At 70.7% G+C, this 23,291-nt stretch carries 27 protein-coding genes; 7 read left to right on the forward strand and 20 right to left on the reverse strand.

Going from position 1 to position 23,291, the window contains the following annotated elements:
• Positions 1 to 8: 8 nt before the first annotated feature.
• Together JHE00_RS14985 and trhA are read right to left on the reverse strand one after the other, a co-directional pair.
• Positions 9 to 230 carry a hypothetical protein gene (locus JHE00_RS14985; protein ID WP_200318668.1) on the reverse strand — a complete coding sequence of 74 codons (222 nt, stop codon included), beginning with the start codon at positions 228 to 230 and terminating at the stop codon, positions 9 to 11.
• Positions 231 to 257: 27 nt separating this feature from the next.
• The gene (trhA, locus tag JHE00_RS14990; protein WP_200318669.1) at positions 258 to 941 is read right to left on the reverse strand and encodes a PAQR family membrane homeostasis protein TrhA; all 684 of its coding nucleotides are present in this window, start codon (positions 939 to 941) and stop codon (positions 258 to 260) included.
• A 95-nt stretch (positions 942 to 1,036) separates the two neighbouring features.
• On the opposite strand from trhA, the gene JHE00_RS14995 reads away from it, so the two are divergent.
• Positions 1,037 to 1,816 carry an isoprenyl transferase gene (locus JHE00_RS14995; RefSeq protein ID WP_200318670.1) on the forward strand — a complete coding sequence of 260 codons (780 nt, stop codon included), beginning with the start codon at positions 1,037 to 1,039 and terminating at the stop codon, positions 1,814 to 1,816.
• A 70-nt stretch (positions 1,817 to 1,886) separates the two neighbouring features.
• Here the strand turns inward: JHE00_RS14995 and JHE00_RS15000 are convergent, their stop codons facing one another.
• Positions 1,887 to 2,114: a hypothetical protein gene (locus JHE00_RS15000; RefSeq protein WP_307831948.1), complete on the reverse strand. Its 228-nt coding sequence runs from the start codon at positions 2,112 to 2,114 to the stop codon at positions 1,887 to 1,889.
• Between the two features lie 611 nt (positions 2,115 to 2,725).
• On the opposite strand from JHE00_RS15000, the gene phoH2 reads away from it, so the two are divergent.
• Entirely contained in the window at positions 2,726 to 4,117 is a 1,392-nt protein-coding gene (phoH2, locus tag JHE00_RS15005; RefSeq protein WP_200318672.1) for an RNA 5'-3' helicase PhoH2, read from the forward strand.
• A gap of 24 nt (positions 4,118 to 4,141) precedes the next feature.
• Here phoH2 and guaB1 read toward each other — a convergent pair whose 3' ends face one another.
• Both guaB1 and JHE00_RS15015 read right to left on the reverse strand, forming a co-directional pair.
• Entirely contained in the window at positions 4,142 to 5,581 is a 1,440-nt protein-coding gene (gene guaB1, locus JHE00_RS15010) for a GMP reductase (protein ID WP_200318673.1), read from the reverse strand.
• 11 nt (positions 5,582 to 5,592) lie between these two features.
• A complete protein-coding gene (locus JHE00_RS15015) occupies positions 5,593 to 5,934 on the reverse strand; it encodes a winged helix-turn-helix transcriptional regulator (protein WP_307831949.1) in 342 nt (113 codons plus the stop codon).
• Positions 5,935 to 6,000: 66 nt separating this feature from the next.
• On the opposite strand from JHE00_RS15015, the gene JHE00_RS15020 reads away from it, so the two are divergent.
• Positions 6,001 to 6,390, forward strand: a complete 390-nt coding sequence (locus JHE00_RS15020; protein ID WP_200318675.1) for a YybH family protein — start codon at positions 6,001 to 6,003, stop codon at positions 6,388 to 6,390.
• On the opposite strand, the gene JHE00_RS15025 is transcribed toward JHE00_RS15020, so the two are convergent.
• Genes JHE00_RS15025 through JHE00_RS15035 form a run of 3 tightly spaced genes read right to left on the reverse strand, consistent with a single transcriptional unit; the run spans position 6,368 to position 9,417 of the window.
• On the reverse strand, positions 6,368 to 6,991 hold the full coding sequence (locus JHE00_RS15025) for an MBL fold metallo-hydrolase (RefSeq protein ID WP_200318676.1): 624 nt from the start codon (positions 6,989 to 6,991) through the stop codon (positions 6,368 to 6,370). The genes JHE00_RS15020 and JHE00_RS15025 overlap by 23 nt on opposite strands.
• A 9-nt stretch (positions 6,992 to 7,000) precedes the next feature.
• Positions 7,001 to 8,515 carry an ATP-dependent DNA ligase gene (locus JHE00_RS15030; RefSeq protein ID WP_200318677.1) on the reverse strand — a complete coding sequence of 505 codons (1,515 nt, stop codon included), beginning with the start codon at positions 8,513 to 8,515 and terminating at the stop codon, positions 7,001 to 7,003.
• Entirely contained in the window at positions 8,425 to 9,417 is a 993-nt protein-coding gene (locus JHE00_RS15035) for a DMT family transporter (protein WP_230424163.1), read from the reverse strand. The genes JHE00_RS15030 and JHE00_RS15035 overlap by 91 nt, the downstream gene beginning before the upstream one ends.
• Before the next feature lie 73 nt (positions 9,418 to 9,490).
• Here JHE00_RS15035 and JHE00_RS15040 point away from each other — a divergent pair, with 73 nt between their 5' ends.
• Positions 9,491 to 10,066: a TetR/AcrR family transcriptional regulator gene (locus JHE00_RS15040; protein ID WP_200318678.1), complete on the forward strand. Its 576-nt coding sequence runs from the start codon at positions 9,491 to 9,493 to the stop codon at positions 10,064 to 10,066.
• On the opposite strand, the gene JHE00_RS15045 is transcribed toward JHE00_RS15040, so the two are convergent.
• Positions 10,050 to 10,592, reverse strand: coding sequence for a sigma-70 family RNA polymerase sigma factor (locus JHE00_RS15045; protein ID WP_307831950.1), 543 nt, complete (start codon positions 10,590 to 10,592; stop codon positions 10,050 to 10,052). The two genes, JHE00_RS15040 and JHE00_RS15045, sit on opposite strands and share 17 nt — an antisense overlap.
• Before the next feature lie 68 nt (positions 10,593 to 10,660).
• Here JHE00_RS15045 and JHE00_RS15050 point away from each other — a divergent pair, with 68 nt between their 5' ends.
• Positions 10,661 to 11,368, forward strand: coding sequence for a zf-HC2 domain-containing protein (locus tag JHE00_RS15050; RefSeq protein WP_200318680.1), 708 nt, complete (start codon positions 10,661 to 10,663; stop codon positions 11,366 to 11,368).
• A gap of 7 nt (positions 11,369 to 11,375) precedes the next feature.
• Here the strand turns inward: JHE00_RS15050 and JHE00_RS15055 are convergent, their stop codons facing one another.
• The 3 genes from JHE00_RS15055 to JHE00_RS15065 all read right to left on the reverse strand — a co-directional run bounded on the left by JHE00_RS15055 (position 11,376) and on the right by JHE00_RS15065 (position 13,657).
• Entirely contained in the window at positions 11,376 to 11,570 is a 195-nt protein-coding gene (locus JHE00_RS15055; RefSeq protein WP_200318681.1) for a hypothetical protein, read from the reverse strand.
• Between the two features lie 14 nt (positions 11,571 to 11,584).
• Entirely contained in the window at positions 11,585 to 12,163 is a 579-nt protein-coding gene (locus tag JHE00_RS15060; protein ID WP_200318682.1) for a winged helix-turn-helix domain-containing protein, read from the reverse strand.
• 96 nt (positions 12,164 to 12,259) lie between these two features.
• Entirely contained in the window at positions 12,260 to 13,657 is a 1,398-nt protein-coding gene (locus tag JHE00_RS15065) for a class II fumarate hydratase (protein ID WP_200318683.1), read from the reverse strand.
• A gap of 104 nt (positions 13,658 to 13,761) precedes the next feature.
• Here JHE00_RS15065 and JHE00_RS15070 point away from each other — a divergent pair, with 104 nt between their 5' ends.
• Complete coding sequence (locus JHE00_RS15070; protein ID WP_200318684.1) at positions 13,762 to 14,748, forward strand: NAD(P)/FAD-dependent oxidoreductase; 987 nt, start codon at positions 13,762 to 13,764, stop codon at positions 14,746 to 14,748.
• Positions 14,749 to 14,754: 6 nt separating this feature from the next.
• On the opposite strand, the gene JHE00_RS15075 is transcribed toward JHE00_RS15070, so the two are convergent.
• The 6 genes from JHE00_RS15075 to JHE00_RS15100 all read right to left on the reverse strand — a co-directional run bounded on the left by JHE00_RS15075 (position 14,755) and on the right by JHE00_RS15100 (position 19,250).
• Entirely contained in the window at positions 14,755 to 15,558 is an 804-nt protein-coding gene (locus tag JHE00_RS15075; protein WP_200318685.1) for a S1 family peptidase, read from the reverse strand.
• Positions 15,558 to 16,613: a class II fructose-bisphosphatase gene (gene glpX, locus JHE00_RS15080; protein WP_200318686.1), complete on the reverse strand. Its 1,056-nt coding sequence runs from the start codon at positions 16,611 to 16,613 to the stop codon at positions 15,558 to 15,560. The genes JHE00_RS15075 and glpX overlap by 1 nt, the downstream gene beginning before the upstream one ends.
• Before the next feature lie 105 nt (positions 16,614 to 16,718).
• Positions 16,719 to 16,964 (reverse strand): exodeoxyribonuclease VII small subunit, encoded by a 246-nt coding sequence (locus JHE00_RS15085; RefSeq protein WP_200318687.1) that lies wholly within the window; start codon positions 16,962 to 16,964, stop codon positions 16,719 to 16,721.
• A gap of 10 nt (positions 16,965 to 16,974) precedes the next feature.
• Positions 16,975 to 17,397, reverse strand: coding sequence for a hypothetical protein (locus tag JHE00_RS15090; RefSeq protein WP_230424164.1), 423 nt, complete (start codon positions 17,395 to 17,397; stop codon positions 16,975 to 16,977).
• Positions 17,398 to 17,400: 3 nt separating this feature from the next.
• A complete protein-coding gene (gene xseA, locus JHE00_RS15095; RefSeq protein WP_200318688.1) occupies positions 17,401 to 18,663 on the reverse strand; it encodes an exodeoxyribonuclease VII large subunit in 1,263 nt (420 codons plus the stop codon).
• Entirely contained in the window at positions 18,660 to 19,250 is a 591-nt protein-coding gene (locus JHE00_RS15100; RefSeq protein ID WP_200318689.1) for a lipid droplet-associated protein, read from the reverse strand. The genes xseA and JHE00_RS15100 overlap by 4 nt, the downstream gene beginning before the upstream one ends.
• A gap of 118 nt (positions 19,251 to 19,368) precedes the next feature.
• Between JHE00_RS15100 and JHE00_RS15105 the strand changes: the two genes are divergently transcribed.
• Positions 19,369 to 20,406, forward strand: a complete 1,038-nt coding sequence (locus JHE00_RS15105; RefSeq protein ID WP_200318690.1) for a 4-hydroxy-3-methylbut-2-enyl diphosphate reductase — start codon at positions 19,369 to 19,371, stop codon at positions 20,404 to 20,406.
• 765 nt (positions 20,407 to 21,171) lie between these two features.
• Here the strand turns inward: JHE00_RS15105 and JHE00_RS15110 are convergent.
• Both JHE00_RS15110 and rmuC read right to left on the reverse strand, forming a co-directional pair.
• Positions 21,172 to 22,161, reverse strand: coding sequence for a DUF6542 domain-containing protein (locus JHE00_RS15110; protein ID WP_200318691.1), 990 nt, complete (start codon positions 22,159 to 22,161; stop codon positions 21,172 to 21,174).
• A 141-nt stretch (positions 22,162 to 22,302) separates the two neighbouring features.
• Positions 22,303 to 23,220: a DNA recombination protein RmuC gene (gene rmuC / locus JHE00_RS15115; RefSeq protein ID WP_200319290.1), complete on the reverse strand. Its 918-nt coding sequence runs from the start codon at positions 23,218 to 23,220 to the stop codon at positions 22,303 to 22,305.
• Between the last annotated feature and the right edge of the window lie 71 nt (positions 23,221 to 23,291).

Below are 23,291 nucleotides of genomic sequence, written 5' to 3' on the forward strand. Positions count from 1 at the left end.
CAGGTGGCCTAGCGACTTACCTTGTTGATCAGCACAAAGCCGCACATGGTCCACAGGCCGATGAACAGGCCGAATGCAGGCGCTTCCCGCCAGATGTCCGTGTGCCAGTCCCAGCCGTCGGAGCTCCACGCCTGGATCGGAAACGACACGACCACCGAGATCGTGAGCATGGTGATCCACGCTCGGCGGTCGGTGGGGAACGGTTCGCGCAGCCCGCGCAGCAGCTTCACGGTGACCACTCAACACCGCAGCCCCCACTAGGCGTACATGACCAGCCAAATCGCAACATAGTGCGAGATCGCCGCCAGCACCGTGCAGGCGTGGAAGAACTCGTGGTAGCCGAAGGTGCGGGGCCAGTAGTTCGGCCAGCGCGTCGCGTAGAAGATCGAGCCCAGCGTGTAGAAGAAGCCGCCGACGAGCAGCAGCACCAGCGCCGCGACCCCGCCCGTGGTCGCCAGTTCCGGCAGTACGAACACGGCGACCCAGCCCAGCGCGATGTAGATCGGCACGCCCAGCCAGCGCGGCGCCTTCGGCCACAGCATCTTGAGCGCCACGCCCGCGATCGCGCCGCCCCAGACGACGCCCAGCACGATGTAGCCCGTCGGCTGCGTCATCGCCAGCAGCGTGAACGGTGTGTAGGTGCCCGCGATGAACAGGAAGATCATCGAGTGGTCGGCGCGCTTCATCCACTCGTACGCGCGCGGGCTCCAGATGCGCCGGTGGTAAAGAGCACTGACCCCGAACACGCCGAGCACGGTCGCGCCGTAGATCGACGTCGCCAGCGCGGCGAGGGCCGACACCGTCGAGGCCGCCAGCGCGATCAGCACCGCACCGCCGGCGACGGCCCCGAAGAAGCTCCAGAAATGGATATGGCCCCTGAGCCGGGGGCGTGCCAGGGCTGCGGCGGTGTGGTCGGAGTGGCTGTCGGTCGCAAGGCTCACGACGGCAAGGTTACGGAACCGTAGGTTTTCGCGCACTCATCCAGCCGGTGGACGCAGCGAATATCACTTTGTCGTCAGGCGTACGCTGCCGTGACGTGAGTCTTCGGTCTTTCGTTTCCAAGGTTGTCTACAGCGTCTACTCCTGGCGTCTGATCCAGCAGGCAGGCGGGCGGCACCCCCGCCACATCGGCGTGATCCTCGACGGCAACCGGCGGTGGGCCCGCGAGGCGGGCTTCACCGACGTCAACGGTGGCCACCGCATGGGTGCCAAGAAGATCGCGGACTTCCTCACCTGGTGCCGCGAGGCCGAGGTCGAGGTGGTCACCCTGTGGCTGCTCTCCACCGACAACGTGCGCACGCGCTCCAACGAGGAAGTCTCGGCGTTGCTCGAGATCATCCGGGACGTGGTGGACGAGCTGGCCAGACCTGGCAATCCCTGGCGGCTGTCCATCGTCGGCGCGCTCGACATGCTGCCGACCGATGTCGCCGCCAGGCTCACGGCCGCGGCCCAGCGGACCGATGGTCGCCGGGGCATGGTCGTCAACGTCGCGGTCGGCTACGGCGGGCGGCAGGAGATCGCGGACGCCGTCCGCAAGCTGCTCAAGCAACACGCCGACGAGGGCACCACGATTCACGAGCTCGCCAAGATTCTCGACGTGGATCATATTTCCGAGCATTTGTACACGTCAGGGCAGCCTGACCCGGATCTGATTATTCGAACTTCGGGCGAACAGCGATTGTCAGGATTTCTACTCTGGCAGTCGGCGCATTCCGAGTTCTGGTTCACCGAGGCGTACTGGCCGGCATTCCGCAGGGTCGACTTTCTGCGCGCCGTGCGGGACTACGCCGTCAGGCACCGCCGCTACGGCGGCTGACCCCGGACACAACTGTGGCCCGCAGGCAGTGCCTGCGGGCCACAGTCGTGGTTGATCGCTATCCAGAGACTCAGTAGTCCTGGTTGAGGATCAGGGCCGGCGTGGTGGCGATGCCGGCGTAGGCGCCCGCAACCAGCGAGGCGGCGCCGTAGCCGAGGGCCGCGCCACCGTCGATGAACTGGTAGTACGCGTCCGAGAACGTGATGACGTCGTCGGAGGACGCCGGAGCGGCGGACTCGACGGGGGAGGCGAACGCCGTGCCGCCAACCATCAGGATTGCCGCGGTCGCGGCGGTCACGAAACCAGCCTTCTTCAGCACTTCGCACACACTCCTAGTTCGACACTGTGAATCGAGACTCTCCGGGGGGATCCGGTGCGTCCCGGAGAAGAAGTTACTGCAAATGGCCTAGCTTTGTTGGTCCACTTACACCATTGTGTGACTTTCGAATCGTCGGTCGCCCCACTCGGCAATTCATGTTGGTAAGGGGGCTGCCGCGAAGAAACAGTGAGCTGGTAATTAACCTTTCTCAGTGACTCTAATTCGAACGGGCGCACCTGGATCGTGGCTATAACTACGGTGGGTAGCCAAATTTCGGCTTCGGTGACCCGGCACCAACCGTGAGATGACCAATCGGCGAATCACCTGGCTGGCTGCGTGTGTGAAACGGCCGGTGCAAGGTAGCTTCCGAAGTGACGGGTCACGAACCCATGTGGACCGTCGCGGGAGGCCCTGGTCGTGGGAGTTGTTGAGCGGACGGCGAAGCCGTTCACGAAACGCGCGAGGGGGCCGGCACCGGGCCCTCGTGGTCGTACCTGACGCTCCGGCGTCGAGGAAAACGACCTAGCCAGGGCAGTGCCCGGCCCAGCGAGTGCGGGCGTGGTGCAACGCCCAACGAGGGAGATGCCGTCGTGACTGCGCAGCGTTTGCCCCGAAAGGCCTCCGGCCGCTCTTCGACCAGTGCCTTAGGCACTGAGGGATCCACCGGTTCAGCCGGTTCACAGCGATGCACCTACGTACTCGACACCTCGGTGCTGCTGTCCGACCCCTGGGCGATGACCAGGTTCGCCGAACACTCGGTGGTCCTGCCGCTTGTCGTGATCAGCGAGCTGGAAGCGAAGCGACACCACCCGGAGTTGGGGTGGTTCGCCAGGGAGGCACTTCGCCTGCTCGATGACCTCCGGCGCACACATGGCCGTCTCGACGCCCCTGTGCCGATCGGTGACGAGGGCGGGACCGTGCACGTCGAGCTCAACCACTCGGACCCGACGGTGTTGCCGCCCGGGTTCCGCACCGACTCGAACGACCACCGGATCCTGGCCTGCGCTCTGAATCTCGCGAACGAACTGTCCGGTGTGACCCTGGTCACCAAGGACATTCCGTTGCGGGTCAAGGCCGGTGCCGTCGGGCTCGACGCCGACGAGTATCGAGCACAGGAGGTCACGCCCTCGGGCTGGACCGGGATGGCCGACGTCGACGTGCCGCAGGAGGCGATCGACGCCCTGTTCTCCGGCAACGTGGCCGACCTCGGCGACTTCGGTGCGCCCGAGGTCGCGGAGCTGCCCTGCCACACCGGTCTGCGCCTGCTGGCCGGCACCACCAGCGCACTCGCCAGGGTCACGCCCGACAAACAGGCGCGGCTCGTCCGGGGTGACCGCGAGGCCTTCGGCCTGCACGGACGCTCGGCCGAGCAGCGCATCGCCCTCGACCTGTTGCTCGACCCGGACGTCGGCATCGTCTCGCTCGGCGGAAGGGCGGGCACCGGCAAGTCGGCACTCGCCCTGTGCGCAGGCCTCGAAGCCGTGCTGGAACGCCAGATGCACCGCAAGGTCGTGGTGTTCCGGCCGGTGTACGCGGTCGGTGGTCAGGAGCTCGGCTACCTGCCAGGGTCCGAGAGCGAGAAGATGCAGCCCTGGGCGCAGGCGGTCTTCGACACCCTCGGTGCGCTGGTCAGCCAGGACGTGCTCGACGAGGTCTTCGACCGCGGCATGCTCGAGGTCTTGCCGCTGACCCACATCCGCGGCCGCTCGCTGCACGACGCGTTCGTGATCGTGGACGAGGCCCAGTCACTCGAGCGCAACGTGCTGCTCACGGTGCTCTCGCGGCTCGGCACCGCCTCGCGGGTCGTGCTCACGCACGACGTCGCGCAGCGCGACAACCTGCGCGTGGGCAGGCACGACGGCGTCTCGGCCGTGATCGAGAAGCTGAAGGGCCACCCGCTGTTCGCGCACGTGACCCTCACCCGCTCGGAGCGCTCGCCGATCGCGGCGCTGGTCACCGAGATGCTGGAGCACCACGGCTGACGCCGTCGCGGTCGCCGGGGGCCGTCACCAGCCTGCGGGCAGGGGGCGGCCCTCGGCGAACCCGGCGGCCGACTGCACGCCGAGCGTCGCGCGCTCGTGGAACTCCTCGAGCGTCGCGGCGCCCGCGTAGGTGCAGGCGGAGCGGACCCCGGCGGTGATGGAGTCCAGCAGGTCCTCCACGCCGGGACGCACCGGGTCGAGCGCCATCCGCGACGACGAGATGCCCTCCTCGAACAGAGCCTTGCGGGCGCGTTCGTAGCCGTTGTCGGTGCGCGTGCGCGCACCCACGGCGCGCTTGGAGGCCATGCCGAACGACTCCTTGTAGGGCCTGCCGTGTTCGTCGTAGCGCAGGTCGCCGGGCGACTCGTGCGTCCCGGCGAACCACGAGCCGACCATCGCGGCGGACGCGCCGGCCGCGAGCGCGAGCGCGACATCCCTGGGGTGCCGCACGCCGCCGTCGGCCCACACGTGCTTGCCAAGGTCGCGGGCGGCGGCCGCGCAGTCGAGCACGGCCGAGAACTGGGGGCGGCCGACGCCGGTCATCATCCGCGTCGTGCACATCGCGCCGGGGCCCACGCCCACTTTCACCACGTCGGCGCCTGCCTCGATGAGGTCCCTGGTGCCCTCGGCGGTCACCACGTTGCCCGCGACGACGGGCACGGACGGTGACACCGAGCGCACCGCCTTCAGCGCGGCCAGCATCTTCTCCTGGTGGCCGTGGGCGGTGTCGACCACGAGCACGTCGACGCCCGCGCTCAGCACGGCCTCGGCCTTGGCCGCGACGTCACCGTTCACGCCGACGGCCGCGGCGACGCGCAGTCGCCCTTCCTCGTCGGTGGCCGGGCGGTAGATGCCCGCTCGCAGCGCGCCGACCTGGGTCAGCACGCCCGCAAGCCGTCCGTCGCTGTCGACGCCGAGCGCGAGCCTGCCGCCGTGCTGGTGCAGCTGCTCGAAGACCTCGCGTGGCGGCGTGTCGATCGGGCAGGTGAACACGCCGGGGTCCACGACCTCGCCCAGCCTGGCGAATCGGTCGACGCCCGTGCAGGCGGTCTCGTCCACGATTCCGGCCGGCCTGCCGTTGGCGTCGACGACCACGACGGCGCCGTGTGCGCGCTTGCCGACGAGGTTGACGGCGTCGGCGACGGCGTCACCCGGCGTGAGCACCAGCGGGGTGTCCCAGACCGGATCGCGCCGCTTGACCCAGGTGATGATGTCGGCCACCGCCGTCGCCTCGACGTCCTGTGGCAGCACCACGAGCCCACCGCGCCTGGCGACGGTCTCGGCCATGCGCCTGCCCGCGACGGCGGTCATGTTGGCGACGACGATCGGAATGGACGTGCCGGTGCCGTCCACGGTCGACAGGTCGACATCGAAGCGCGACTCGACCGCTGAGCGGTTCGGAAGCAGGAAGACGTCGTCGTAGGTCAGGTCGTGAGGGGGCCGCTGGCCATCCAGGAACTGCACGAGGTCTCAGCCTACGTGGTCAATCCGGACAAGGCGGCCCCGGTTCGGTACAGCTCGGTGAGCAGCGGCCGCAACCGCAGGCCCGCCTCGGTGAGCCGGTAGCTCGTGCGCGGCGGGAACCCGGGGTGCGTCTCCCTGGTCGCGAGGCCACGATCGGTCAGCCCGGTGAGCCGCTCGGCGAGGACCTTCGCCGAGAGCGTAGGCAGCGCCTCCCGCAGCTCGCCGAACGAGAGCGGTCCGCCCATCAGCTCGCGCAGTACGAGCGTGGTCCAGCGGCCGGAAACGGCGGCGAGTGCGATCTCCACCGGGCAGCCGGGCTCCGGCCGGTTCGTCGCGCCGCGCGCGTCGGGCACCAGTTCGGGATCGAACGCGCGACTTACCGTTTGGTGACCCTCGCACGGGTCCGTTTGGCTGGTGGCATGAGCTTCGAGCACGAGTCCAGTGTCCATCTGACCACCGATCCAGCCCAGCATCCGTTCGCGTTCGCCGCCGCCTTCAACGCCGGAGTGCCCGAACTCGTCTACGAACAGGGCGCCGTGTTCGTCCGGCCCGACGGCGTGACCGTCACCGGAGCCGAGCTGCACCGAGCCAACGCCGAGCTGGCCGCGCGGGGTGCGCCGATCACCGTCCGGCCCCGCCGCGTCGAGGTCGCCGGCGATGTCGCGCTGCTGATCGTGGACTGGATCATCGACGGCGCCGACCTGCACCTCGAGGGCACCGCGACCGACGTCGCCAGGCGCGGAGCCGACGGCTACTGGCGGTACGCGATCGACAACCCGATGGGCGTCAGGGCTTCTCCCAGCCCGTAGCGCCCTGCTTCTCGGCGCCGATCGTGGTGCCCTCGCCGTGGCCGGTGTGCACCACGGTCTCGTCGGGCAGCGCGAACAACCGCTCGGTGATCGAGCCGACGATGGTGGGGTAGTCGGAGTACGACCGGCCGGTGGCGCCGGGGCCGCCGTGGAACAGGGTGTCGCCGGTGAACACCGCGCCGAGGGACGGCGCGTACAGGCACACCGCGCCCGGCGCGTGGCCCGGCGTGTGCAGCACCGTCAGCTCGGCGCCCGCGACGGACAGCGTCTGCCCGTCGGCCAGCTCGCCGTCGGGAGCGCGGCCGGCGTGGGTGAGGTCCCATAGCACACGGTCCTCCGGGTGCAGCAGGATCGGCGCGCCGGTGATCCGGGCGAGTTCCGGCGCCGCGTTGACATGGTCGTTGTGCGCGTGCGTGCTCACGATCGCCCGCACGGAGCGCTCGCCGACCGCCTCCGCGATGCGCGCGGCGTCATGCGCCGCGTCGATGACGATCACCTCCGAGTCGTCGCCGATGATCCACACGTTGTTGTCGACGTCCCAGCTGCCGCCGTCCAGTTCGAAGACGCCGGAGGTGACCACGTTCTGCACTGTCGCTGCCATGCGCGCACCTTAACCGGACGGCAGCATCGCCCGCACGGCATCGATTGTGTCCGCGTCGCGCGCCTCCTTGTCCGGCCGGTAGCGCACCACCCGCGCGAACCGCAGCGCCACGCCGCCCGCGTAGCGCGAGCTGGCCTGCACGCCGTCCAGTTCGATCTCCACGACCAGCTCCGGCCGCACGTGCACCGTCCAGTCGTCGCGGTGCGACTCCAGCTCGGGCAGGCGTTCGGTCTGCCAGCTCAGCAGCTGGTCGGTGAGGCCCTTGAACGTCTTGCCCACCATGATCGGCGCGCCGCCGTCGGGATCGCGCGCGCCGAGATGGAGGTTGGACAGGTAGCCGGTGCGCCTGCCGTGGCCCCATTCCGCCGCGAGCACCACGAGATCGAGCGTGTGCACGGGTTTGACCTTGAGCCACGCCCTGCCCCGCCTGCCCGCCGCGTACGGAGACTCGAGGTCCTTGACCACCACGCCCTCGTGCCCCGCGGCGAGCGAGGCTGTCAGCAACGCATCCGGGTCGGCGGGCTCGCTCTGGCCGGGGATCACGTGCTCGCCCGCCACCTGCCGCAGCGCCGCGTTGCGCTCCCGCAGCGGAGCGTCGAGCAAGTCGGTGCCGTCGAGATGCAGGCAGTCGAAGAAGTACGGCCGCAGCAGCAGCGCGCGCACCTGCTCCTCGCGGGTGCTGCCGAAGCGCGACATCGTCTCCTGGAACGGCCGCGGCCTGCCGTCGTCGGCGAGCGCGAGGGTCTCGCCGTCGAGCACCACCGACGTGCACGGCAGTGCGCGCACCAGCTCGGCCAACTCGCCGACGTGGGCGGTGATCTCGCGCAGGGTCCTGGTGTACACGTGCACCTCGTCGCCATCGCGGTGCACCTGGATCCGTGCGCCGTCCATCTTGTACTCCACGACGGCGGAGCTCAGCTCCGTCAGTGCGTCGGGCAGTGACTCGGCCGGCGAGGCGAGCATCGGCCGGACCGGCCTGCCGAGCTCGAGCCGGAACTCCCGCAGCGCCTCGATTCCGCCCGACATCGCCGCCTCCGCGGTGGCGGGCAGCCTGCCGGAGAGCATGAAGGCGCGGCGCACCACCTCGCCGGGCACCTCGGCCGCCGCCGCGATCGCGTCGACCATCACGCCCTCGAGCGCGCCCTGCCGCAGTTCCCCCGTCAGCAGGCGGAACAGGAAGTCCTGCTCGGCCTTGGTGGCGCTGGAGAGCAGCGCGCCGAGCACCTCGGCCCTGCGGGTGGCCGAGCCGCTACCGCTGGTGGTCGCCACCTCGCCGAGCGCGGCGTCCACGTCGGCCACCGTGAGCGCGGGCTCGGTGGCGGGTTCGGCCCCCAGCTCGGCGAGGGTGCGCCAGCCGGCGCCGATGCGACCCTGGGCCGGCTGCCCGGTGAGGAACGCGACCGCGGCGGTCAGCTCGCCGGGGCCCGCCGTTCTCAGCACTTCTGCGAGGACCGCGGTCTTGGCCTTGCGGGAGCGGGTCGCCGCGAGGTCGGCCGAGGCGCGGACGACGTCGTCGAGGAGCATTCCGCCATCATCTCTCCCGGCACCGACAGTTCGCGTGGCGTGCGCAGCACGAGCAGCACGGCGCCGAAGCAGATCGCGAGGCCGAGCAGGCCGCCAGCGGTGACGCGTTCACCGAACATGACGAACGCGAGCACCATCGTGGTCGGCGGCGTCAGGTACAGCAGCGTCGAGGTCCGGGTGACCGAGCCGCGCCGGACGTTGAGCCAGTAGAAGCCGTAGCCGCCGAAGGTCGAGAGCACCACCACCCAGGCGATGGCGAGCCAGAACCGGCCGTCAGCGGGCGGGGTGAGGCCGCCGGTCAGCGCCGCGACGACGGTGAACACCACCGCACTCGCTCCGGACTGGATCAGCAACGAGTCGGATAGCGGCAGCGACGACGGCAGTGCGCGCTCGGTGAACGTGGCCGCGACGAGCCCCGCCATCGCGAGGAACGGCAGCGCGTAGGCCACGGGCGGTGCGGCGCCGGGGGCCGCGAGGTCTCCACCGACGACGAGCGCGACGCCGCCGAGTCCGATCACGAGCCCGAGCCACTGCGCGCGAGAGGTGTGCTCGCCGAGCAGCGGACCCGCCAGCGCGGCCGCGGCGATCGGCTGCAACGCGGCGATCAGCGCGGCGATTCCGGCAGGCACTCCGAGCTCGGCCGACCACACCACGCCGGAGAGGTACACACCCTGCGAGAGCAGGCCGACCAGCGCGTGCACCGCGACGTCGCGGGCGGAGAACCGCCTGCGGTGCGTCAGTGCCCACCACGCGCCGAGCACCAGCACGACGATCAGGAACCGCCAGGCGAGCAGCGTCGCCGAGCTCGCGGTGGCGGTGCCCAGCACGGCGCCGACGAATCCGGAGCTCCACATCAGCACGAAGCCGGCCGCGAGCGCGGTGTCGGTTCGCAGAAGACTCATCGATCCTCCCATTGAGGTATACCGACCGGTATGGTTACTAGACTAACTAAACCGATCGGTATACCGTCAAGGGGTGACTGAGGAAGCGACGTTGACCCCGGCCGCCGAGCGAGTGCTCGAGGTGGCCGGAAAACTGTTCTACGACAACGGAATCCACGCTGTCGGGGTCGAGGGCATCGCCAGTGAGGCGGGGGTCACGAAGAAGACGCTCTACGACCGCTTCGGCTCCAAGGACGCGCTCATCGCCCAGTACCTGCGCCGCAGGGACGAGCGCTGGCGCGAGCACCTGATCCGCGTGGTCGAGCAGCGCGGCCGGATCTCGCCGTCGCGACGGCTGCTGCTCGTGTTCGACGCGCTGGAGAAGTGGATCGCCGACGAGAACCCGCGCGGCTGCGCGTTCGTCAACGCCCACGCCGAGCTCCCGGACGCCACGCACCCCGGCCGGGACGTGATCCGCGAACAGAAGCAGTGGCTGCTCGAGTACCTCCGCACGCTCGCGAGGGAGGCGGGCGCCCGCAACCCGCGCAAGCTCGCCACGTCGCTGCTCGTGCTCGTCGAGGGCGCCACCGTGACGACCACGCTCGGCGTGGTGCCGGGAGCGGTCGGCAACGCCAAGGAAGTGGCGAAGCAGCTCATCGAGTCGAGCTAGCCGCCTGCTCCTCTTCGTCGCCGACGGCGCGGGTGAGGTCGTCGCGCGCCCGGAACACCCGGGAGCGGATGGTGCCCACCGCGCACGAGCACACCTCGGCGGCCTCGGCGTAGCTCAGGCCGAGCACCTGCGTGAGCACGAACGCCTCGCGCCGCTCCTCGTCGAGGCCCGCGATCAGCGCGTGCAGTGCCACGAGCCTGCCGTGGTCGGGAGTCGTCATCGCCGCGTCGGCCACGGTGGCCGCACCGGACCTCGGCCTGCGCCTGCGGGACCGCAGGTGGTCGGCGGCTACGTTGCGTGCGATCGCGAAGAGCCACGTCCGTGCCGGCGAGCGGCCCGCGTAGCCGCGCAGTGAGCCGAACGCCCTCAGATAGGTCTCCTGCACCAGATCCTCGGCCGAACCCGGGTCGGAGAGGTAGGTCAGCAGGCGGTGCAGCGCACCCCTCGTGGTGGCGACGAACTGCTCCGCGGCGGCCTTGTCGCCGTCGGCTGCCCGCAGCGCGTAGGCGGTGATCTCGTCGTCCACGACAAGCGACACTAGAGGAGTTCACCTCCGGCGGGAACTTTTCTGTCCGGGATGGCAACCTGCAGGACATGGACTGTGCGACCGCGCGCGAGGCGATCTCGGCGAACCTGGACGCCGAGGACCCCGGCGTCGACCCCGCCGAGCTCGACGCGCACGTCGCGGCCTGCGTCGCGTGCGCGATGTGGTCCGAGCGCGCCGCCGACGTGACCCGCTTCGCCAGGCTCGCTCCCGCCACCGACCTGCCCGACATCACCGACCGCGCGCTCGCCGGGTTCCGTCCCTCACGCAGGGCGCAGTGGCGCACCTGGCTGCGCTGGGCCGTCGCCGTCGCGGCACTGTGCCAGCTCGGTGTGGTCGCCGGTCAGTTCCTGTCGGCCAACCCGACGCACGGAACCGGGCACCTGCTGCACGAGACCGCCGCGTTCAACGTCGCGGTCGGCGTCGCGCTGCTGTGGGTCGCGGCAAGGCCGGGAAGGGCGCGCAGCCAAAGGCCGTTGCTGCTCACCGTGTCGGGCGCGCTCGTGCTGCTGTCGATGGCCGATCTGGTGCAGGGCCACGTCAGCTGGGACCGGCTCGGCACCCACCTGCCGCTGCTCGTCGGAGCGCTGCTGACGGTGCTGCTCGGCACACTCGAACGCGGCGCGCCGTGGCCGGACAGCAGGGGTGAGGGACCGAGGCGCTGGTTCGGCAGGAGCCTGCCGGAGGCCGAACGCGGGCAGCGGCCGCAGCGTTCGCGCGAGCAGTATCAGCCGCCCGCGGCGCGCAAGGCCGCCTGAGCGTCGGTCACCGGCCCGGCACGGATGCCCCGGTGGAGAACCGCGCCGGTCGCGGGGCGGCTAGGCGAAGGCCCCAGCCGACGAGCAGCCAGCCGAGTCGCTCGCGCCGGGTGTGCGGCCGGACAGTGCGCGTGGTCGCCGAGCGCCGCAGGCTGAGCTGCCGCTGGTGGGCGATCGCGTCGAGGAAATCGGGATGAGTCATCGGGATCCCTCCGGTCAGGTCGGTTCCGGGCGCTCGGGCGCCACGGTCGTCGCGGTGAAGATCCGCACCTCACGAGCGCCCTCGGGGCGCGAGTCCGGATCGGTGAGCCGGTGCCGGTATCGCTCGACGACACCCATGATCAGCGTGCGCACCTCGGCAGCCTCTTCGGCGGTGAGGAACGTGTTCGAGTTGATGATCCCGGTCGCGCCGCGCCACTCCTCGGGTTCGAGTCCGTGTGCCCGGATGCGTTTGCGCAGCACGGTCATCTCTCGTTCGAGGAGTGCGTCGGCGGCGGCCTCGCCCGCGAGCGCACCCTCCTCGTCGAGCTCGGAGAGCCGGAAGTCCTGCTTCGCACTGGTGGCGCGCCACGGTTTCTCGCGCCCGGTTCCGCCGGGTGCCTCCTCGACGAAGCCGTACTTGGCCAGCATGTTCAGGTGGTATGAGCAGCTGGCCACGCTCTCGCCGAGCACCTGCGCGCACCGGGTGGCCGTCGCCGAGCCCTCCACCGTGAGCAGGTCGATCAGCTCCCAGCGCAACGGGTGGGACAGTGCGCGCAAGCGTTTGGGATCTCGGATCAGCTCGTCGTCGGCCATGCTTAACAAGATATCTTTAGAAAGGCATCTTTAGCAAGGTTTCTTGTTATAGCGGCCACGCGGAAGGAGGGACCTCCTCCCGCTGCCGGTCTCCCGCTACTTGCCGCCGCGCGCCATGCGCAGCACGTCGAGCGCCTCGTCGAGCTGCGCTTCGGTGAGCTTGCCGTCGCGCACGTGACCACGCTCCAGCACCACCTCGCGGATGGTCTTGAGCTCCTTGAGCGCCTGCTTGGCCACGGCCGCGGCCTCCTCGTACCCGAGGTAGGCGTTCAGCGGCGTGACGATCGACGGCGAACCCTCGGCGTAGCCGCGCGTGCGGTCGGCGTTCACCGTGAGCCCGGCGAAGACCTTGTCCGCGAGCAACCGCGACACAGCGGCCAGCAGCCGCGCGGACTCCAGCACGTTGCGCGCGATCACCGGCAGGTTGACGTTGAGCTGGAAGTTGCCCTGCGCGCCCGCGAACGCGACGGCCGCGTCGTTGCCGATCACCTGGGACACCACCTGCAGCGTGGCCTCCGGGATCACCGGGTTGACCTTGCCCGGCATGATCGAGGAGCCGGGCTGGAGGTCGGGCAGGGCCAGCTCGGCCAGTCCGGTGCGCGGACCGGAGCCGAGCCAGCGCAGGTCGTTGGCGATCTTGTTGAGCGACACGGCGACCGTGCGCAGGTGCCCGGACGTCTCGACGATGCCGTCCTGCGCGGCCTGCGCCTCGAAGTGGTCGCGCGCCTCGGTCAGCGGCAGTCCGGTGACCTTCGCGAGCTCCGCGGAGACCGCGGAGCCGAAGCCCGCCGGCGCGTTCAGTCCCGAGCCGACTGCGGTGCCGCCGATGGGCAGCTCGCCGAGCCGGGGCAGCCCGCTGCGCAGCCGCTCGATGCCGAACCGCACCTGCGCCGCCCACGCGCCCGCCTCCTGGCCGAGCGTGATCGGCACGGCGTCCATCAGGTGCGTGCGGCCCGACTTCACCACGTCGTTCCACTCGGCGGCCCGCTGCTCGATCACCGTCGCGAGGTGATCCAGCGCGGGCACCACGTCGGCCAGCACGGCCTCGGTGGCGGCCACGTGGATCGTGGTCGGGAACGTGTCGTTGGACGACTGCGACGCGTTGACGTGGTCGTTCGGGTGCACGTCGCTGCCGAGCGTGCGCGAGGCGAGCGTCGCGATCACCTCGTTGGCGTTCATGTTCGAGGAAGTGCCCGAGCCGGTCTGGAACACGTCGATCGGGAAGTGCTCGTCGTGCGCGCCATCGGCCACCTCGTCGGCTGCCTTCGCGATCGCGGCCGCCACCTCGCCGTCCAGCACACCGAGGCGGGCGTTCACGCGCGCGGCCGCGGCCTTGAGCAGGCCGAGCGCGCGGATCTGTGCGCGCTCCAGACCACGGCCGGAGATCGGGAAGTTCTCGACGGCGCGCTGGGTCTGCGCCCGGTACAGGGCGTCGGCCGGAACCTTGACCTCGCCCATGGTGTCGTGCTCGATCCGGTATTCCTGTTCAGCCATATCGCCAGTCTGGCGCAGCGCAAAGGGCCCCGCCCGGTGTCTTTGCGCACTAAGATCCGAATTCGGAGACTGCCACCCACCACTGGCGGAAGGGCGGTGAGCCAATGGGCTCGCCAACGGAGTCGGGCGTCGACGTACTGATCGTCGGGGCAGGGCCCACCGGACTGTTCGCGGCCTACTACGCGGGTTTCCGCGGCTTGTCGACGGCGGTCGTCGACTCGCTGCCGGAGGCGGGTGGCCAGGTCACCGCGATGTATCCCGAGAAGATGATCTATGACGTCGGCGGGTTTCCCGCGATCAGGGGACGCGACCTGATCAAGGGCCTCGTCGAGCAGGCAGGCCAGTGGCACCCGACGTACCTGCTCGGGCGCAAGGCCCAGGACCTCACCACCACCGGCTCCGGGCTCGAGCTGACGCTCGACGGCGGCGACGTCGTGCGAGCGGGAGCTGTGCTGATCACCGCCGGCATCGGCGAGTTCACGCCGCGCCCGCTGCCCGCGGGTGACGGCTGGCTCGGGCGGGGACTCGTGCACTTCGTGCCCGCGCTCGACGTCCACGCGGGGCAGGACGTGGTCGTGGTCGGCGGCGGCGACTCCGCCTTCGACTGGGTGCTCGCACTGCAGCCCATCGCGGCCAGCGTGGCGCTCGTGCACCGCAGGTCCAAGTTCCGCGCGGCGGAGTCGATCGTGCGTCAGGCGCGCGAGGGCGGCGCCCGCATCATCACCGACGCCGAGGTCACCGCGCTGCACGACCGCGACGGCGCGCTCGCGGCGGTGGAGCTGGAACTCAAGGGCGGCGAGCAGGTCGTGCTGCCCGCACAGGCCGTGGTCGCCGCGCTCGGCTTCACCGCCGACCTCGGGCCGATCGAGAACTGGGGCCTCGAGATCGACCACCGGACGATCCAGGTCGACACGACCATGGCCACCGCGCGCGAGCGCGTCTACGCCGCGGGCGACGTGGCCGCCTACCCCGGCAAGGTCAAGCTCATCGCCACCGGCTTCGGCGAGGCTGCCACCGCCATCAACAACATCGCCGTCGCGCTCAACCCCGACGCACACCTGTTCCCCGGCCACTCCAGCAACCTGGAGTGAGCGGCCTCAGTCAGGCGGCGGCGCGGGCGCGGGTTCCTTCTCCGGGATGTCCACCCGGCCGTTGATCCACTGCGAGTAGGCCACCACCGACGTGTAGATCGAGGGCGCCGTCGCGCACTTCGGATCCTCGTTGCCTGGCCGGCTGGACACGCCCAGCAGCTGCCAGCGCTCGTCGACACGCACCAGCTCCGGCCCGCCCGAGTCGCCGTAGCAGGCGCCCTTCGCACCCTCCGGGTTTCCGGTGCACAGCTCCACCGCGCTGTCGATGTCCGCACAGCCCTCGGTGTCGACGATCGAGGTGTCCAGCTGCTTCAGCACCACCGGGCTCTCGCCACAGTTCTGTTCCGGACACGTCTGACCCCAGCCGAGCAGCCGCGTCGGGGTGCCGACCTCGGCCCGCCTGGCCAGCTCCACGGGAGCGGCCTCGACGGGCGCGGCGAGCCGCACGAGCGCGACGTCACCGCCCGCGGCGGCAGGGTCGTAGTCGGGGTGCACCACGATCTCGGCAGGTGTGGCCACCTCGCCGCCCTGCGTGCGGTCGTTGCTCCCGATCCGGGCGGTGAACCCGTCGAGAGCCCGGCCCTGCACGCAGTGCGCGGCGGTGACCACCCAGTCCGGCCTGATCAGCGCGCCACCGCAGAAGTGCTTGCCCGACGTCTGTTGCAACGCCGTCGCGAACGAATAGGTCTGGTCGGCGTCGACCCCTCCGACGAGCAGCGGCTGCGTCGCCGACGCGGGCGCGGACCACGAAGCGAACAGCAGGACGACGGCGGCGAGCGCGGCCGTCGCCCTGCGGGGGAGTGCTCGCATCAGGGAAGCGGAGGGGCGACGTCGTCGTCGGCGGTGCCGTCGAAGTCGACCGACGAGTACGACCGGAGCTTGGTGAGCCGGTGGTAGCCGTCGATCAGGCGGACCGTGCCCGACTTCGAGCGCATCACGATCGACTGGGTGGTGGCGCCGCCCGCGCGGTAGTGCGTGCCGCGCAGCAGGTCGCCGTCGGTGACGCCGGTGGCGCAGAAGAACACGTTGTCGCCGCGGACCAGGTCGTCGGTGCGGAGCACGCGGTCGAGGTCGTGCCCGGCCGCGATGGCCTTCTCGCGCTCCTCGTCGTCCTTCGGCCACAACCTGCCCTGCAGCTCACCGCCGAGGCACTTCATGGCGCACGCCGCGATGATGCCCTCTGGCGTGCCGCCGATGCCCAGCAGCATGTCGACACCCGTGGTGGGGCGGGCCGCCGCGATGGCGCCCGCGACGTCGCCGTCGCTGATGAACCGGATCCGGGCGCCCGCCTCGCGGACCTCCTTGACGATCGACTCGTGCCGAGGCCGGTCGAGGATGCACACCGTGACGTCGGAGACCCCGCTGTGCTTGGCCTCGGCCACGCGCCGGATGTTCTCCGCGATCGGCGCCGCCAGGTCCACCAGGCCCGCGGCCTCCGGGCCGACGGCGAGCTTCTCCATGTAGAACACGGCCGAGGGGTCGAACATCGCCCCGCGCTCGGCCACGGCGAGCACCGCGAGCGCGTTCGGCATGCCCTTGGCCATCAGGGTGGTGCCGTCGATCGGGTCCACGGCGACGTCGCAGTCCGGCCCGTCGCCGTTGCCGACCTGCTCGCCGTTAAACAGCATGGGCGCCTCGTCCTTCTCGCCCTCGCCGATCACGACGACACCCCGCATCGAGACGGTGCCGATGAGCTGGCGCATCGCGTCGACGGCCGCTCCGTCGCCGCCGATCTTGTCGCCCTTGCCGACCCACCGGCCCGCGGCCATCGCGGCCGCCTCGGTGACCCGGACGAGCTCCATCGCGAGGTTGCGGTCCGGTGCCTCGGCCCTTCTCGTCGAGCTCGAGGTCGAGTTGGCGGTCATGGTGGCCTCCCGGATGGCGTTGTCGACGCTGGCGTCACGTGCGTGCGGCTCGACCACCCTATCCAGGTGAGCTGCCGTTTCAGACGCACACAGTTGTCGCGGTTGTCACTCCGAGTCGCCGCCGGACGCGGCGTCCGGCGCGTCCTCCACGGTAGCCAGGGCGGCTTCGATGCGCTCCCGTGCACCGTCGAGGTGCTTTTCGCAGAGCTTGGCGAGCCGCTCGCCCTTCTCCCACAGCGCGAGCGACTCCTCGAGGGAGAGGCCACCGGCCTCCAGGCCGCGCACGACCTCGATCAGCTGGTCGCGGGCCTGCTCGTAGCCGAGTTCGGCCGTGCCGTCTGGTTCGCTCACGCTGTTCGTCTCACGCTCTCGATGGCTTGCGGTCAGGACTCGCTGCGCACACTACCGCGCTGGCCATGGCGTGGTCGTAGCCGATGAAAGCCCTGGCGAAATCGCCGCCGTCGCCGTCCTCGATCGCTTCCTCGATGGAGGACTGGGCCCCGGCGACGCGCCTGCGGTGCACCGCGCCGTCGGCGAACCACCAGTGCGGCCCCGTGTACAGCGAGGTGGCCTCCGACAGCCTGCGCAGGCGGGGGGCCAGCTCCCATCTGCCCGCGGAGTCGCAGCCCGCGAGCAGCGCCGTCCAGCAGTGGGCGGCCGCCGTCTCGACCTCGACAGCACGGTGCCGCACGATCCGCGCCTGACCGTGACGTTCACCCGTCGAACCGCGGCACAGCCTGACGGCGGCGTCGGTGGTCAGCGGCAGGAACCTGCACTGCTGCATCCGTCACTCCTCGTGTGCGCGAGCCGTCGCGGTGATCGCGCCGTCGGCGACCCGCACGCGCAGCGCGGTTCCGTCGGCAATCTCAGAGACCGATCGGAGCACCCGGAGGTTGCCTTCGTCGTCGGAGAACTGCACGACCGAGTAACCCCGCTCCAACGTCGCGGACGGGCCGAGAGAGGTCAGCCGGGCCCTCGCCGAGGCGAGCGCACTCTGTTCCTGCGACAGCGTCGTGAGGATCGCGCGCCTGCTGCGCTCCACGTTCAGCTCCACCTCGTCGGCCCTGCGCGCGATCGGGCCGAGCGGGTCGGCCAGCGAGGGACGGCTGCGGAGCTGGTCGAGCAGCCTGCGCTGGTTGTCGACCCAGCCGTGCAGCGCCCTGCGGCCGCGGTCGCGCATCTGGTGCACGCGCGCGGTCTCCTCGCGGACGTCCGGCACCACGCGCTTGGCCGCGTCGGTGGGCGTCGAGCAGCGCAGGTCGGCGACGTTGTCGAGCAGCGGCGAGTCGGGCTCGTGCCCGATCGCGCTCACCACCGGCGTCCCTGCGGCGGCGACGGCCCGGCACAGCGTCTCGTCCGAGAACGGCAGCAGGTCCTCGACGCTGCCGCCACCTCGGGCGATCACGATCACGTCGATGTCCGGATCTGCGTCCAAAGTGGATAGCGCGCGCACGATCTGGGGCACCGCGTTCACGCCCTGCACGGCCGTGTTGAGCACCTGGAACCGCACCGCGGGCCAACGGGCCTGCGCGTTCGCCAGCACGTCGTGCTCGGCGGCCGAAGCCCGGCCGGTGATCAGGCCGACGCCCCTGGGCAGGAACGGCGGCTTCCGCTTGCGCTCCGGCGCGAACAGTCCCTCGGCGGCGAGGAGCTTGCGCAGCCGCTCGATCCGGGCCAGCAGCTCGCCGATACCGACGGCGCGGATCTCGTTCGCGCGTAGGCTCAACGTGCCGCGGCCGAGGAAGAACGTGGGCTTGGCGTGCACGACCACGCTCGCGCCCTCGCGCAGCGGCGGGTCGATGCTGCGCAGCAGCCGCATCGGGCACGTCACCGACATCGACACGTCCGCGGCGGGATCACGCAGGGTCAGAAACGCCGTCGACGTGCCAGGGCGCGCCGAGATCTGGGTGATCTGCCCCTCGACCCAGACCGAGCCGAGCCGATGGATCCAGTCCGCGATCTTGCGGGCGACCGTGCGAACGGGCCAGGGACTTTCCGCGCTGGAGGCCTGGCCGGAGGGACGGGTGGCCGGCTCGGTCTCGCTGCTCACCGGTTCGACGCGTCCTCGGCGCCACCGTCGGAGATCTCGGCGCGCACGTTGCCGATGCGGCGGGTGAGCATGCCCGTGAACGACGCGCGGTTGGCGTGGTCGCGCTCGTAGGCCAGCAGCTCCTCGAGCTGCGGCAGCGAGAACGTGCGCAGGCGCGCCCGCAGCTGCGGCAGCGTCAGCTCGTCGTAGTCCGTGAGGCCCGCGGGGCCGCTGCTGGGTGCGCCGGGGCTGTCGAACTCACCCTCGCTGTGCTCCTCCGCGAGCGCGCGCTCCTCGGCGACCCACGGGTCGTCGAACGCCGTGCCCGCGCGGTGCCCGTTCGGTTCCGGTGGCCGCTGCTCCTCGACGTCCTCGTCGAAGGTCGCCCAGCTCGGCTCCTCCTCGGCGGGGCGCAGCGACGACAGCACGTCGTCCCCCTTGATCGCCAGCTCGGTGACGTGCTGCTGGACCCGCATCGAGGCCTGCAGCACCTGGCTGGCCACCGTTACCGGAAGCTCCGTGAGCTGCTTCGGCAGACCGCGCACGTGCTCGGCGGTCGTCACGGCCAGCCCCGCGGCCACCCGGACGGGGAACGGGAGTTGCTTCATGCCTCTAAGACTGCCGCACATGGTTCATCCTGCCCAGCCGAACGGGTTAACGCGTGTCGCTCGTCCCATGGGTCGTCTCACGTCTTGCCGTACCCGCAGCACCCGTACCCTGGAAGACATGAGTGCAGCGAGTCCCGGAACAGAGCCTGCTACCAGCGTATCGGTGCCCGCGTACGACGATGCGCACGTCGCCGGTGGTAAGCGCGTTCTGCTGGCCAAGCCGCGCGGTTACTGCGCCGGTGTCGACCGTGCCGTGATCACCGTCGAGAAGGCGCTCGAGATCCACGGCGCTCCGGTGTACGTCCGCAAGGAGATCGTGCACAACCGTCACGTCGTCGACACCCTGCGTGAGCGCGGGGTCATCTTCGTCGACGAGACCTCCGAGGTGCCCGAGGGCGGCCTCGTGGTGTTCTCCGCGCACGGCGTGTCCCCCGCGGTGCGGACGGAGGCCGAGGAACGCAACCTGCGCACGATCGACGCGACGTGCCCACTGGTGACCAAGGTCCACAAGGAGGTCAACCGGTTCGCGCGCGACGACTACGACATCATGTTGATCGGCCACGAGGGCCACGAAGAGGTCGAGGGCACCTCCGGCGAGGCGCCTGAGCACGTGCAGCTCGTGGACACCGAGGAAGACGTCGAGAAGGTCCAGATCCGCGACCCGTCCAAGGTCGTGTGGCTCTCGCAGACCACGCTCAGCGTCGACGAGACGATGGAGCGTGTCGACCAGCTGCGGGAGCGCTTCCCCGAGATCTCGGACCCGCCCAGCGACGACATCTGCTACGCCACGTCCAACCGCCAGGTGGCCGTCAAGGCCATGGCCGCCGAGTGCGACCTGGTGCTTGTGGTGGGCTCGCGCAACTCCTCCAACTCCCAGCGGCTCGTTGAGGTCGCCCTGCAGGCAGGGGCCCGCGACTCGCACCTGATCGACTACGCCAGCGAGGTCGACGAGGCCTGGCTGGACGGCGTCGAGACGGTCGGTGTCACCAGCGGCGCCTCGGTGCCGGACGTGCTCGTGATGGAGCTCCTGGAGTGGCTGTCCGAGCGCGGCTGGCTCGATGTCCAGGAGGTCACGACGGCGAACGAGAAGATCTCTTTCGCCCTGCCGCGCGAGCTCCGCTCGGACTCGGGCACCACACGCAGCAGCGTGCGCTGAACCGAGCCGGTGGAGCTGGCCACCCGTCGTCAGAAGGCCACCTCGTCGCGGTAGCGATGAGGTGGCCTTCTCGCTGTCCGGAGCGTGGCGCGATGGCCCGCGTCGCCGTGGGTGACCTGCGCCGGGTGGGTGGCCCGGCGGTGCGGGTGGTGACCGTCGCGGGGAGCGGTGGCTCCCGCGAGAGCGGTGAGTGAGGCAGGGACGGTGCTCGCGGCGGCAGCGGTGGCCGCGGCGGCGATGATTGCGGCGGGAGCGGTGACTGTCGCGCGATGACTGTCGCGCGATGACTGCGGCAGGAGCGGTGGTTGCGGCGGAGGCCGCGGTGACCCCGGCAGCAGCGGTGGCTGCGGCGGGAGCGGTGAGTGCGGCAGGGACGGTGCTCGCGGCGGCAGCGGTGACTGCGGCGGATTGAACGCGCGGCAGCGTGGGTGGTCGCGGCGGGAGCGTTGGAATGCTCCGCGTGGCTTCGGCTGCGGTGTGAACGGTCACGGCGGTATGAGCGGTGACTGCCGCCGTTAGAACGCGCGGCAGCCGCGGAGGCTGCGGCTGGGTCTACCTGCGCGTTTCGCGAGACCCATCGCGGGCACCAGGCGTGAGCGGGCTGTGGTCTGCACGAGTCGGGCTCGCGAGGCATCGTGGCTGCGCCGGCTGCGGTAGCGGTTGGCGCTGACGGACTGCCGCCTCACCGCTGGAGGCTCCCCGTCATCGTGCCTTGGCGCACTGAGGCGCCGTGCGCCCTCGCGTGCTCGGCGCGAACGGAGCTGGTCAGCCCCGGTCGTCCTCCCACGGACGGTTCCGGCGCGGCGGGCGCTCATCGCGACCCGGTTCGCGGCGGGGTCCGCGCGGACGGCCCGGCGGTTCGTCGGCGGGCGGCGGTGTGCGGCGCGGACGCTTCGGTCCGCGGATGGAGTCCGGCCATTCCTCGACCCGGCGCTTGCGCTCGGCGGCGTCCGGCGGCACCCGCGGGTTCCTCGGCCTGCCCGCCTGATCGCGTGGCGGCTTGCCGCCCTGGCCAGGCTCGCGCTCGCCGGGTCGTTCCCGGCCACGTCGCGGCGGATCCTCCGGGCGAGGCTTCCGGCCGCCCGCGGCGGCAGCAGCAGGGCCACCTGGGGCCGCGCCCCGGCGGGGCGGCTCGCCCCTGCCCTCGGGCGGTCGCTTCGCGGGCCGATCAGGACGGTCCTCGTCCGTCCCTTGTGCACCCTTCGCCGAGCCGGGCTTGCGGTCCGGACCACCTGCGCGGGGATCGTCCTCCGCGCGCTTGCCCTTCGCCCGCTCCTTCGGCGGAGCGTCGGGGTCGCGCTCGCGGTACATCCGGTAGAAACCGAACGCCACGGTCAGCGCCGTGGTGACCGCCATCATCGGGAACGCGTTGATCAGCGGTGTGCTGATCGCCAGCACCTTCGCCAACGTGTCGCTGCTCGCGGGCAGCCCCGACGCGGTCAGCACCAGCGAGGGAACCGTGACCGCGAGAACCAGCGGTGGCTGCACCATCGGCCCGAACAGGTTTCGCCGTCTGACCGCCCCGACCGCCACGAGCGACCCGAGCAGGTAGATCACCTGGAACAGCACACCCAGGTCGTCCGAGATCTGCAGGTCGATGACGGCACCCAGCACTGCCAGGCCGAGGGCGAGGAGCACGGCGCCCCACCACGGCAGACCGCGACGGGCGCCGAGGACGGCGCGCTCATCCCAAGGGATCTGCGCATCGTCGTCTTCGGCGTCGGGATCGCTCTGGCGATCGCGTATGGCGGTCACGAGGCAACACCGTATCCGGTTTATCCGCGAAACCCGCTACCACTCCGCGACCTCGTCGCATTCAACACCTGTGAGCGTGAGCTGTAGCACACTGGACCAGGCAAAACGGACAATGGTATGGACCAAAGCTTGAAGTTTTCGTCACGTTGTTGCTATTTCGTCCCCTTTCCGAATTGCGGGCACCGGTGCCGGGCTGGCCGCGGCCTCGGTGAGTGGCGACACGCTCGCGCGGAAAGTCTCGAGCGCGTCCAGCTCCCGTCGCCGAGCCGACAGGAAGCGCTGGAGGTGGGTGCTCGAGAGGTTCACCGCGTCGACGGCGTTGCCCGCGGCGCGGTGGGCCGAGGCCGCGTGCGAGCGCACTCGCTCGACGTCCTCGACGAGAGTGCGTTCCGTCGCGGCGAACATCGCTGCCGAAGCCACCACGGCGAACCCGGTCGGACCGCAGAGGAACACGCGCCGGTCCAACATCCATCGCAGCAGCTCCGGGTCGGTGTCCAGCGCGGCGACCACGGCGGCGTCCGACGGTACGAACATGACGGTGCCGTAGATGGCGTCCGCCCACCGTTCGTAGCCCTTGCCCGCCAGATCCGCCGCGCGCGACCGGAGGTTGCGGACGTGTACCCGCAGCGCATCGAGGCGTTCGTCGGGGTCGTCGGTCTCGACCGCCTCCGCCCAGCACGCCAGGCTGGCCTTGGCGTCGACGGGAACGGAGCGGTCACCACCGACCCGCAGCACCATGTCCGGCTTCGCGGCGCCGCCACCCGCGAGGTCGGTCTGCAGCGTGAAGTGGAGCCCGTCGCGAAGTCCGAGTGCGCGGGCGGTTTCGAGCAGGACCTGTTCGCCCAGCTCACCGCGGCCGCTGATCGAGGCGAACGCGACCTCGTAGCGCCGCAACGCCGTCCGCTGTTCGTCCACACGCGCCCGTTCGACGTCGACCTGCCGCGCGGCCGCATCGGCCCTGCGCATGCCGTCCTGATACAGCCGCCACAACATGACGACCGCTCCCGCCAACAGCAACGCGACCACCACGGCCGCCGTGGCGAGCACCGTCGAACCCACGGGCACGCTCCCTTCTCTGTCCAGCCGATCCCGTCGCGTGATCGGCTGCTCGCATCATGGCGTATGGCACC

Origin of the sequence: Prauserella cavernicola (assembly GCF_016595675.1) — a bacterium.
Taxonomy (GTDB): Bacteria; Actinomycetota; Actinomycetes; order Mycobacteriales; family Pseudonocardiaceae; genus Prauserella_A; species Prauserella_A cavernicola.

Bases quoted from the DNA above. Each gene is read 5' to 3' on its own strand.
- JHE00_RS15065 (WP_200318683.1), bottom strand. From the start codon at position 13,657: ATGGCTGAACAGGAATACCGGATCGAGCACGACACCATGGGCGAGGTC.
- JHE00_RS15075 (WP_200318685.1), bottom strand. From the start codon at position 15,558: ATGCGAGCACTCCCCCGCAGGGCGACGGCCGCGCTCGCCGCCGTCGTC.
- JHE00_RS15060 (WP_200318682.1), bottom strand. From the start codon at position 12,163: ATGGCCGACGACGAGCTGATCCGAGATCCCAAACGCTTGCGCGCACTG.
- JHE00_RS15070 (WP_200318684.1), top strand. From the start codon at position 13,762: ATGGGCTCGCCAACGGAGTCGGGCGTCGACGTACTGATCGTCGGGGCA.
- JHE00_RS15055 (WP_200318681.1), bottom strand. From the start codon at position 11,570: ATGACTCATCCCGATTTCCTCGACGCGATCGCCCACCAGCGGCAGCTC.
- JHE00_RS15025 (WP_200318676.1), bottom strand. From the start codon at position 6,991: ATGGCAGCGACAGTGCAGAACGTGGTCACCTCCGGCGTCTTCGAACTG.
- JHE00_RS15030 (WP_200318677.1), bottom strand. From the start codon at position 8,515: ATGCTCCTCGACGACGTCGTCCGCGCCTCGGCCGACCTCGCGGCGACC.
- glpX (WP_200318686.1), bottom strand. From the start codon at position 16,613: ATGACCGCCAACTCGACCTCGAGCTCGACGAGAAGGGCCGAGGCACCG.
- JHE00_RS15035 (WP_230424163.1), bottom strand. From the start codon at position 9,417: ATGAGTCTTCTGCGAACCGACACCGCGCTCGCGGCCGGCTTCGTGCTG.
- JHE00_RS15020 (WP_200318675.1), top strand. From the start codon at position 6,001: ATGAGCTTCGAGCACGAGTCCAGTGTCCATCTGACCACCGATCCAGCC.
- JHE00_RS15090 (WP_230424164.1), bottom strand. From the start codon at position 17,397: ATGCAGCAGTGCAGGTTCCTGCCGCTGACCACCGACGCCGCCGTCAGG.
- JHE00_RS15100 (WP_200318689.1), bottom strand. From the start codon at position 19,250: ATGAAGCAACTCCCGTTCCCCGTCCGGGTGGCCGCGGGGCTGGCCGTG.
- JHE00_RS15050 (WP_200318680.1), top strand. From the start codon at position 10,661: ATGGACTGTGCGACCGCGCGCGAGGCGATCTCGGCGAACCTGGACGCC.
- JHE00_RS15105 (WP_200318690.1), top strand. From the start codon at position 19,369: ATGAGTGCAGCGAGTCCCGGAACAGAGCCTGCTACCAGCGTATCGGTG.